At 43.6% G+C, this 8,511-nt stretch carries 6 protein-coding genes and 1 pseudogene; 3 read left to right on the top strand and 4 right to left on the bottom strand.

Features of this window, described 5'->3' with window-relative positions; genetic code table 11:
• The 3 genes from RMY63_RS06390 to RMY63_RS06380 all read right to left on the bottom strand — a co-directional run.
• The coding region (locus tag RMY63_RS06390; RefSeq protein ID WP_322727899.1) for a filamentous hemagglutinin N-terminal domain-containing protein at positions 1-1,263 on the bottom strand (1,263 nt) is incomplete at its 3' end.
• A 513-nt stretch (positions 1,264-1,776) separates the two neighbouring features.
• The gene (locus tag RMY63_RS06385) at positions 1,777-2,319 is read right to left on the bottom strand and encodes a hypothetical protein (protein ID WP_322727898.1); all 543 of its coding nucleotides are present in this window, start codon (positions 2,317-2,319) and stop codon (positions 1,777-1,779) included.
• 252 nt (positions 2,320-2,571) lie between these two features.
• Positions 2,572-3,894: an ABC transporter substrate-binding protein gene (locus RMY63_RS06380; RefSeq protein WP_322727897.1), complete on the bottom strand. Its 1,323-nt coding sequence runs from the start codon at positions 3,892-3,894 to the stop codon at positions 2,572-2,574.
• Positions 3,895-4,218: 324 nt separating this feature from the next.
• On the opposite strand from RMY63_RS06380, the pseudogene RMY63_RS06375 reads away from it, so the two are divergent.
• Positions 4,219-5,514, top strand: a pseudogene (locus tag RMY63_RS06375) (sulfite exporter TauE/SafE family protein).
• Entirely contained in the window at positions 5,489-6,190 is a 702-nt protein-coding gene (locus tag RMY63_RS06370; RefSeq protein ID WP_322727896.1) for a hypothetical protein, read from the top strand. The pseudogene RMY63_RS06375 and the gene RMY63_RS06370 overlap by 26 nt, the downstream one beginning before the upstream one ends.
• A 199-nt stretch (positions 6,191-6,389) precedes the next feature.
• On the opposite strand, the gene galE is transcribed toward RMY63_RS06370, so the two are convergent.
• A complete protein-coding gene (gene galE, locus RMY63_RS06365) occupies positions 6,390-7,388 on the bottom strand; it encodes a UDP-glucose 4-epimerase GalE (RefSeq protein ID WP_322727895.1) in 999 nt (332 codons plus the stop codon).
• Between the two features lie 379 nt (positions 7,389-7,767).
• Between galE and RMY63_RS06360 the strand changes: the two genes are divergently transcribed.
• Complete coding sequence (locus RMY63_RS06360; RefSeq protein WP_322727894.1) at positions 7,768-8,418, top strand: hypothetical protein; 651 nt, start codon at positions 7,768-7,770, stop codon at positions 8,416-8,418.
• The last annotated feature ends 93 nt before the right edge of the window (positions 8,419-8,511 follow it).

Here is an 8,511-nt window from a genome sequence, read left to right as displayed (position 1 = left end):
TATAGATTCTTTATAAGTGGAAGCTGAAACCTGCGCCCCATCTTGAATAATCAACTGCCCAGTTTCAATCTTCAATTCTCCGGCATTTCCAGCGCCTTGTGTTACAGTAAACAAGCCACTGGGATTATTTTCTGGCGAAGTTCCAATGAGTTGGATAGAGTCCCTTGCGTTGACAGACAAACTTCCTCCCCCTCCTATAGATTCTTTATAAGTGGAAGCTGAAACCTGCGCCCCATCTTGAATAATCAACCGCCCAGTTTCAATCCTTAATTCTCCGGCATTTCCAGAGCTTGTTGTCTCGGTCGACAGCCTGCTTCCTCCCAAGAGTTCTACTGACTCCGATGCGTTCACCACTAATGCTCCTCCCGATTTTGAGACTAGGGTATCAACCGCAATATATGAACCATCGGCGAGTGTAACGCGCCTGCCTTGTACCTGGATAGCACCACCGCCTTCACCACTAGCATCTACTGCTGCATGATTCGTAAGAGATACATCTGCTCGCGCTACACTATCAGGAAAACTTAAGCGGAAATTGTTGTTATCAATGTTCAACCCTACCGTTCCTACTCCTGCCAATCCTCCTAATTCGACTCGACCATCTGGAGCGACCAGTCTCGTTCCTTCTAAATTCACATCGCCTCCCAATAGCACTAAACTCTGACTCTCAGGAACGGATAGAGTTGCTTCATTGACTTGAATCGACTTAATAGGCTGAGATAGAATTTGATTGAATAGAAATGCAGAAGGATTCACTCTCAGCAAGGGGTTAAGCGGATTGACGAGTGAAGTCATAGAAAATTCTCCACCACCTGGAAACCGGATCGCACTGGCTGTTGTTGCGATAAATGAACCGCCAATAATTAATTGGGAATTTCCTCCAAATATGATGCCGTTGGGATTTATTAAAAAGAGATTAGCTTTACCTTCAGCTTGAAGTGTTCCCTGGATGTCAGAGGGGTTTCCTCCTGTAACTCGCACCAAAATATTGTTGATAGTACCGACGTTACGGAAACTGACTACCTCATCAGGTTTAACACTAAAGTTGCTGAAACTATGGAATAAATTTGTATTGCCAACGGTTGTACCCCCTGTAATATCCAAGGTTGTGTCGTCGATTCGCTTTACATAAGTTCCCACAGAGGGATCAGGAGTCACCTGAGCGGATGTGCTGCCTCCTTGTATTCCAATCGCACCCACTAGAATCACCAAGCCCAATAACCCTAAGTCACAACCGTGACCAAACCAGTTTCTTAAACTCACAGAACTTGTCTCCTAACCCTTGAAAGTTACTTCATTGCAAAATAGAACACCACCTTAATAATGCTTGTGCGAACCTTTGTCCCTACCCCTCTCCAGGTAACTCTGCTGGAAGGTTAGGTTTTTGATTACTAATCCGCTGTTGTGACAGTAGTGACTGGATGAATTTTAGGACTTACGCACTTTATCAAAGAATCATCCTGTATATCAACCTAAATATGTCGTTTCAGCCTTTTGCAAATCACCATTTATTGCTTGCGTTAACTAGCAAAAACCACAGCGAAAAGTTGGAGCTGCTGTTCTTGCTGATGCCTGCGGCAACGCCAAAGGCAACTGAACTTTTCAAGACAGGCATTGCAAAAAGGTAATTGAAAAATCTAATTAGAACCCTTGAAAACCATACCTGCTATTTTGGCTTTTCTGTCACTGCATAAGTCCTAAACTAATGAGCATTTAAGTTGCATAAAAGCAGGGATAGAGCCGCTTAGTACAAGGGAATCATTCTGGAAAAATGAATCACGATTCGCTTAAATCGTTAGCAAAGTGAAGGTTAGGAGGTAGCCAAGCTAACTGCTGACTAAGATAATATAGAGCACCAGTGTTTTCGTTATAACTTAAATAATTAGGAAATCTTATACCCCGACCAACTATTGCACTAAGTTCATCAGGTTCATCTTTAGGTTTAGTTATAAAAGCAGTAAGTCTCATACTCTCACTCGAAACTCTTGTTGATCCTAAAGCATCAGTTGTATACTTAGTAAATTTAGTAATCCTGAAAATAGGAGAGATAGAAGAGATAGAAGGGGGAATAATTTCAAGAAAATCGTCATAAACTGAGAAGTCTGTAATTGTATCAATACCGCCACCTGAGTAATTCACGACAAAGGTATCTCTACCAGTACCACCAGTGAGAATGTCATTACCACCTCCTCCAACTAAGTAGTCGTTACCCGACCCACCTATTAGAGTGTCATTGCCTTCATAGCCATTTATTTGATTGTTTCCTTGAATCGCAGTTAAATAGTCGTTTCCAGGGGTGCCTTGAATAATAATTGCCACGTTCGTTACTCCCGGATAAATGGGTGTTTCTACTGTTGATCTTAATTAGCAATTGGCATTACAGATGAAATTGGCTAAGAACCCACATTCTGCAGGTTAGTTAAGAAAGAAGATAATATTTTTGACAACAAGCACCGAAAAACTGGAGAATCCATTGCCTTTCATGGGTTAAAAGTCAAAAGTTAAAGGGCAAGCATAGAACTGATGAAATCTTAATTCTTTTCTTTTTACTTTTTACTTTTAGCTTTTGACTTACTTTCCCCTGCTCCCTGCCCCCAACAATCGGCGCGTTTCGGCAGCAGCAGCTTGCATTGCTCGTTCCGAATTCATCCGACCGGATAAGGCGGCGCTGAGATAACGCTGCAAAATATCTGATGTCTGAGCATATTGCGCGATCGGTGGACGTAAAACGGCATTATCCACGACCTTCAATAACTGTGGATAGTGGGGATATTTAGCAACAATCTCTGGATCTGTAAACAATTCCCGGCGACTGGGTACATAGCCTGCACTGAAAATGAATCGGCGCTGTGCTTCCCGACTGGTAAAATACTGAATTGCTTTCCAAGCTTCTTCAGGATGTTGAGAGGATTTCGCAATCCCTAAACCCCAGCCCCCTAAACAAGCCGCTCCCGTCTTACCCGGAGCATGAACCATCGGTTTAATCGCTATTTTGCCCCGGATTGGCGAATTTTCTGCTTGGGCTAAAGGCCACGCATAGGGCCAACTGCGTAAAAACGCTACTTGACCACTTTGAAACAAGCGTCGGGTGTCTTCTTCTTGGTAGGTCGTGACTCCAGGAGGAGAAACGCCTTCTTTAACGGTACTACGTAGAAACTCAATGGCTTGTAATGTTTCTGGTCGATCTAGTCCAACTTCGAGCGTCTTGGGATTAACCCAGAAGCCACCAAAGCCATCGAGGACTTCTGCAAACATCGCCACGAGTCCTTCATATTGTCGACCTTGCCAAAGATAGCCCCAATTTACCTGGTTTTTCTTCTGCAAAACTTGGGAAATTCGGATCAAATCATCAAAGGTTTCTGGCGGCTTCAATCCTGCTTGTTTGATTAAATCTTCCCGGTAATAGAGCATTCCCACGTCGGAACGCACTGGAATGCGGTACAGCTGGTTTTGGTAACGTCCCCCTTCTACATCCTGTGATGAAAATGCTGCCAACTCTTCTTTAGAAATGCGATCGCCTAAAGGTAGCAACCATCCAGCAGCAGCAAACTTGGATGTCCAGATCACATCCATATTGATCAGGTCATAAGGGGATTCACCTAAGATAAAAGATGAGGTATACAGGTCTTCGAGCAAATTTGTGGCATTGGGCCCTTCAACCAAGTTAATGCGAATACCTGGGTTCTCAGCCTCAAAGTCTCTAATCAAACCCTGCCTCCAAGGTTGGGCATCAGGGGCAGTCATTAACAGATTGAGGGTAACTGGTTGCTGCGAGAGTGCTACCCAACTGAACAATATAATGCTCAAGAGAGTTGCCAGGAAAACCCCTATATGCAAATAACTTTGTTTTTGGATGAATTTTTGTAACTTGTTTATTGGCTTTCGGTACAACATTATCAATGTAGCGATCGCTAGTGGTAATTCTTAGGAAATAAAAACATAAAATATCTCAAAAAAGATTATTTCGTATTATTTTTTTACGGTTTTTTATAAGTAAAATTAATTTATCGAACAGAATAAAGGCGTCAGTCGTCAGAATTCAGCCTTGAGAAAACATCAAGTTTGACGGTTTGTCTTTTGACAGCGATCGCAACTTCACTTACAGTTCCGCACTAGAGGAGTGTTGAGTACTGAGTAAAGAAGAAAAGAAAAAATTTCTTATTACTTCTTCAACATCCTTATTCGGACACTCAGGACTCAGAACTCGGAACTTTTTTTATGGTAGATTTGTTGCTGATCGCAATCCTGGGGTTTCTGGGGAGTTTTGGACATTGCTTTGGGATGTGTGGCCCTCTAACAGTGGCATTTTCACTGTCTCATCAGCCGAAAATTCCACAAACAGTCTCCTTGGGACGGACATCAACCTTAGAAAAGCCCGATACTTGGCAACAGCAATTAAAATTTCATATCCTGCTAAACCTGGGGCGGATGTTGAGCTATGCTCTAGTCGGTGCTGGCATTGGGGCGCTAGGTTCGGTATTGCTGCAAGGTGGACAGCTAGCGGGTGTTGGCAGCGACTTGCGGCGCTGGATGGCAATTCTGACTGGTGTAATGCTGATTTGGTTTGGCTTAGGACAAGTAAAACCCGATTTACTACCGCGCATTCCCGTGTTACATCCCCTATTGCAAGGTAGTTTACACGATCGCCTCAGCAGAGGAATGGTTAAGCTTTCCTTAAAAACCAAATGGTGGACGCCAATGCTTTTGGGGATGACTTGGGGTTTAATGCCCTGTGGTTTCCTGTATGCTGCCCAAATTAAAGCTGCTGAAACGGGCAATTTATGGATGAGTACAGCTACTATGCTGGCTTTTGGCTTGGGAACGCTGCCGACGATGCTAGGTGTAGGCGTTTCCACATCTTTGGTAAGTAAAGACAGGCGCAGTCAGTTGTTTCGATTAGGCGGTTGGGTGACACTCACCATTGGCATCATCACCTTGCTGCGGACTGGTGACACAATGGTAGATTACACCGGACACGCCGCCTTAATCTGCTTAATTTTGGCATTAATTGCGCGTCCGATTAGTGGCTTGTGGGCTTCACCACTGCGTTATCGTCGCGGCTTGGGAGTGGGATCTTTTGTGCTTTCTGTGGTTCACACCTTCCACATGATAGAACACTCATTGCAATGGAATTTTGCCGCTTTTTCTTTTCTGCCGCCAGAATTTCAGTGGGGGATGGCTGCGGGTGCTGTAGCATTGGTATTAATGTCCCCCGCCGCTTTTACAAGTTGGGAATCGTTGCAAAAATCTTTGGGCAAGCGTTGGCGACAGATTCATCTATTGGGTGTGCCAGCCTTGCTCTTGAGTGCCATTCATACTGTGTTGATTGGTTCCCATTACCTGGGTTCCTTGCAATCAACTTGGGGAAATAAATTAGCGGCAGTACTGATGGTAATTATTACTCTCAGTGTCTTACTAGTGCGTTGGGCAAAGCCCTTGCCGTAGGCATCGCGCTTTTTTTGGTCAAAGTTAGCCGTAGAAAAGTTTTATGTTCCCCCAACCAAATCGCGGTAAATCATCCTTATTTTCTGGCTCTATTCTAACAAGTCAAAAACAGAGGCGTTACCCCTTCAAAGGCATTTTCTGGAAGAATCAAGGAACAATAAAGTATTTATTATTCCTGAGTTGCTTAGTTATATCAATAACTAATCTTTACCCTGCTTTTGCTCATAAGGTGGAAGTAGCTGGAGATGTCGGTGGCACTCTCCACATTGAACCAAATGATAATCCCCGTGCTGGAGAACCAAGCCAAGCCTGGTTTGCACTTACCCGCAGAGGTGGAAAAGTGATTCCCCTATCACAGTGTAATTGTCAGTTGGCTGTGTATGCCGAACCTTATGCAACCGGAGAGCCGCCGCTGTTAGAACCACAGTTAGAACCTGTAACAGCCGAACGTTATCAAGGCATCCCAGGTGCAGAAGTTGTCTTTCCCAAACCAGGTCTTTATGAGTTGCAACTAAATGGAAAACCTGTCTCTGGGGCAAGATTCAAACCCTTTGAATTCAAATTTGAAGTGACTGTGACAGGAGGCGGGTCTACGCAAAATACACGAAACCTGCGAAATGTCAATGGTGATTTAGCAGAAGGTCAATCTCAACAATTACCAACTTGGGCGATCGCACTGCCAATTCTCGGATTTATTGGCATCTTAGTTGTCGTCATGCAAAGTATGAGGAGGGGTGGGGAATAGTTAGGAGTTAGGAGTGAGGAGTTAGGAGTGAGGAGTTATGAGTTATGAGTTATGAGTTATGAGTGAGGAGTTATGAATTCAAGACTTAACTATTTTAGATTTTGAATTTTGGATTGAAGAAAAAATCTAAAATCTAAAATTTACCAACTCCCAACTCCTAACTCCCAACTCCTAACTCCTAACTCCTAACTCCTAACTTTTACTTATGTCGCTTCTGATGCCACTGCCACGCGTGAGCGACAATATCTTTGATGGATGGATACTGAGGTTGCCAGCCTAAGATTGTTCTGGCTTTCTCGCTGGTACCAATAAGAATTGGGGGATCGCCAGGACGGCGATCGCGTTCTTCTACTGGTATCGAAATTGCTGTCACCTCTTCAACTGCGGCAATAACTTCTCTGACGGAGAAGCCGCTGCCATTGCTCAAATTAAAAACTTCGCTATCGCCACCTTTTAATAAATATTCCAATCCCAAAATATGGGCGTCTGCTAAGTCGTTAACGTGAATATAATCTCGAATACACGTACCATCGGGTGTGGGGTAATCAGTGCCGAAAATTGAGATGGATTCTCGTTTCCCTAAAGCTGTCATTAGCACCAAAGGAATTAAATGGGTTTCTGGATTGTGATCCTCGCCCAGTAAGCCATTGGGATTAGCACCAGCCGCATTGAAATAGCGAAAACGTACTGATTGTAAACCGTAAGCGACATCAAAATCAGAGAGAATCCTTTCTACCATCAGCTTTGTAGCGCCATAAGGATTAATCGGATTTTGGGGATGGGTTTCTGGAATCGGCACGAATTCCGGTACACCGTAGGTGGCACAGGTAGAAGAAAAGACAAATTTCTTTACAGATGCTGTCAGCATCGCTTCTAACAGGGTCAAAGTACCAAGGACGTTATTGCGGTAATATTTGGCCGGATCAGTAACAGATTCTCCTACGTAGGCATAAGCAGAAAAATGCATCACTGCGGCAATATCGTGGGTTTTAAATAAATGATCGAGCAAGGCGCGATCGCTTGTGTCCCCAATTATCAGTTCTACCTGTAAAACCTTTTCTACTAAATCGCGATGTCCATAGACCAGATTATCAAGTATGACAACGCTATAACCCGCTTTCTTCAAAGCAAGCACTGTATGGGAACCAATATATCCAGCTCCTCCTGTTACCAGAATAGTAGGCTTTTCAGGCGACATAGTTTTTCCTTTTAAGTCGATTACTTAATTAATTTAGTTTATCGGTGCCATATTACTCTTCTGGAAAATTATAAATAATAGACGCAGTGTCAAAAAATTGCACTAAAATCACTACGACGGTAGTCTTTGGGTGTGAGGTTTGAGAAATTTTAAGTCAAACAGTACGATTACAATTTGACAATAAAATAAATCCATTTCCTGAAACCTCTAGGTTGAGCCTTACGGGTGACGTTTCTAACGTCGCTATCAGTAAGAAGTCGCCAGTTGTTTTATGCAGGGAAACCATGCATGGCAGTCTTTTCTGGGGGCAACCCCAATCGAAACGGATTGCCATACCACCACACTGGCTCACTGCACCAGAAAATTTGAGAGTTAGTCTATGTTTCTATTGTTAAGCCGGGTACTGCTGTGGCTGCTGATTGGCACTATCGTTTATTCTCTGTTCCAGCGATTTTATCCCTCTGGAACTTTTGTCGGGCGATTAATCTTAGTCGTTATCTTGGTAATCGTAGCCCTATCATTTCTTAACCCCAATGAACCTGCTGTGGCTTCGTTGTGGAGGATGCTATCTTTTCCACTCAAGCCTCTAGGAGCCTCTGTTTTACTGATGATTCTTGCCGCTCAGAAAATCAAAGGAGGTGGAATAGAGAAACCAGGAGGATACTTGATCGGTTGGGCACTGACTATTCTGCTGTTAGCAAGTACACCAGCAGTCGCGTATTTCCTTTATAGAGCACCTCTAGCAATGACGGGTGAAACATCTGTCGCAACTGCTACACCAACATCTGGGACACTGGTGGCATTAGGGCAACCCACCACAGCAAACATCTCAGATGTAACAGGCGATCGCATTCTTTCTTATAATTTGAGAGTACCTCCCTATTTATTACAAGGAAGTCCTCAAGATATTCGCACACGCGGTTTACGACTTGAAGACTTTGTACCAAATTCGGAAACATTGCAATTGACAACAAGAACTTGGGAAAGTTATCTCGTTGAAATTTACAGGTTCTTGCGTGTTCAGCGGTAATCAGGTAAGAGAACTTTACTGGGTTCGTAGTAAGCGCTTGAGCGCTCAATCCTAGAACTAAAGTCCTTACTACGAACTTATTTCTTCATTAAA

The sequence above is a fragment of the Nostoc sp. ChiQUE01b genome (genome assembly GCF_034531255.1).
Classification (GTDB): domain Bacteria; phylum Cyanobacteriota; class Cyanobacteriia; order Cyanobacteriales; family Nostocaceae; genus Nostoc.
This window is presented reverse-complemented; position numbering and strand designations above follow the sequence as displayed.

Coding starts and splice junctions, on each gene's coding strand:
- RMY63_RS06380 (WP_322727897.1), bottom strand. CDS start 3,894: ATGTTGTACCGAAAGCCAATAAACAAGTTACAAAAATTCATCCAAAAA.
- RMY63_RS06370 (WP_322727896.1), top strand. CDS start 5,489: ATGTTCCCCCAACCAAATCGCGGTAAATCATCCTTATTTTCTGGCTCT.
- galE (WP_322727895.1), bottom strand. CDS start 7,388: ATGTCGCCTGAAAAGCCTACTATTCTGGTAACAGGAGGAGCTGGATAT.
- RMY63_RS06360 (WP_322727894.1), top strand. CDS start 7,768: ATGTTTCTATTGTTAAGCCGGGTACTGCTGTGGCTGCTGATTGGCACT.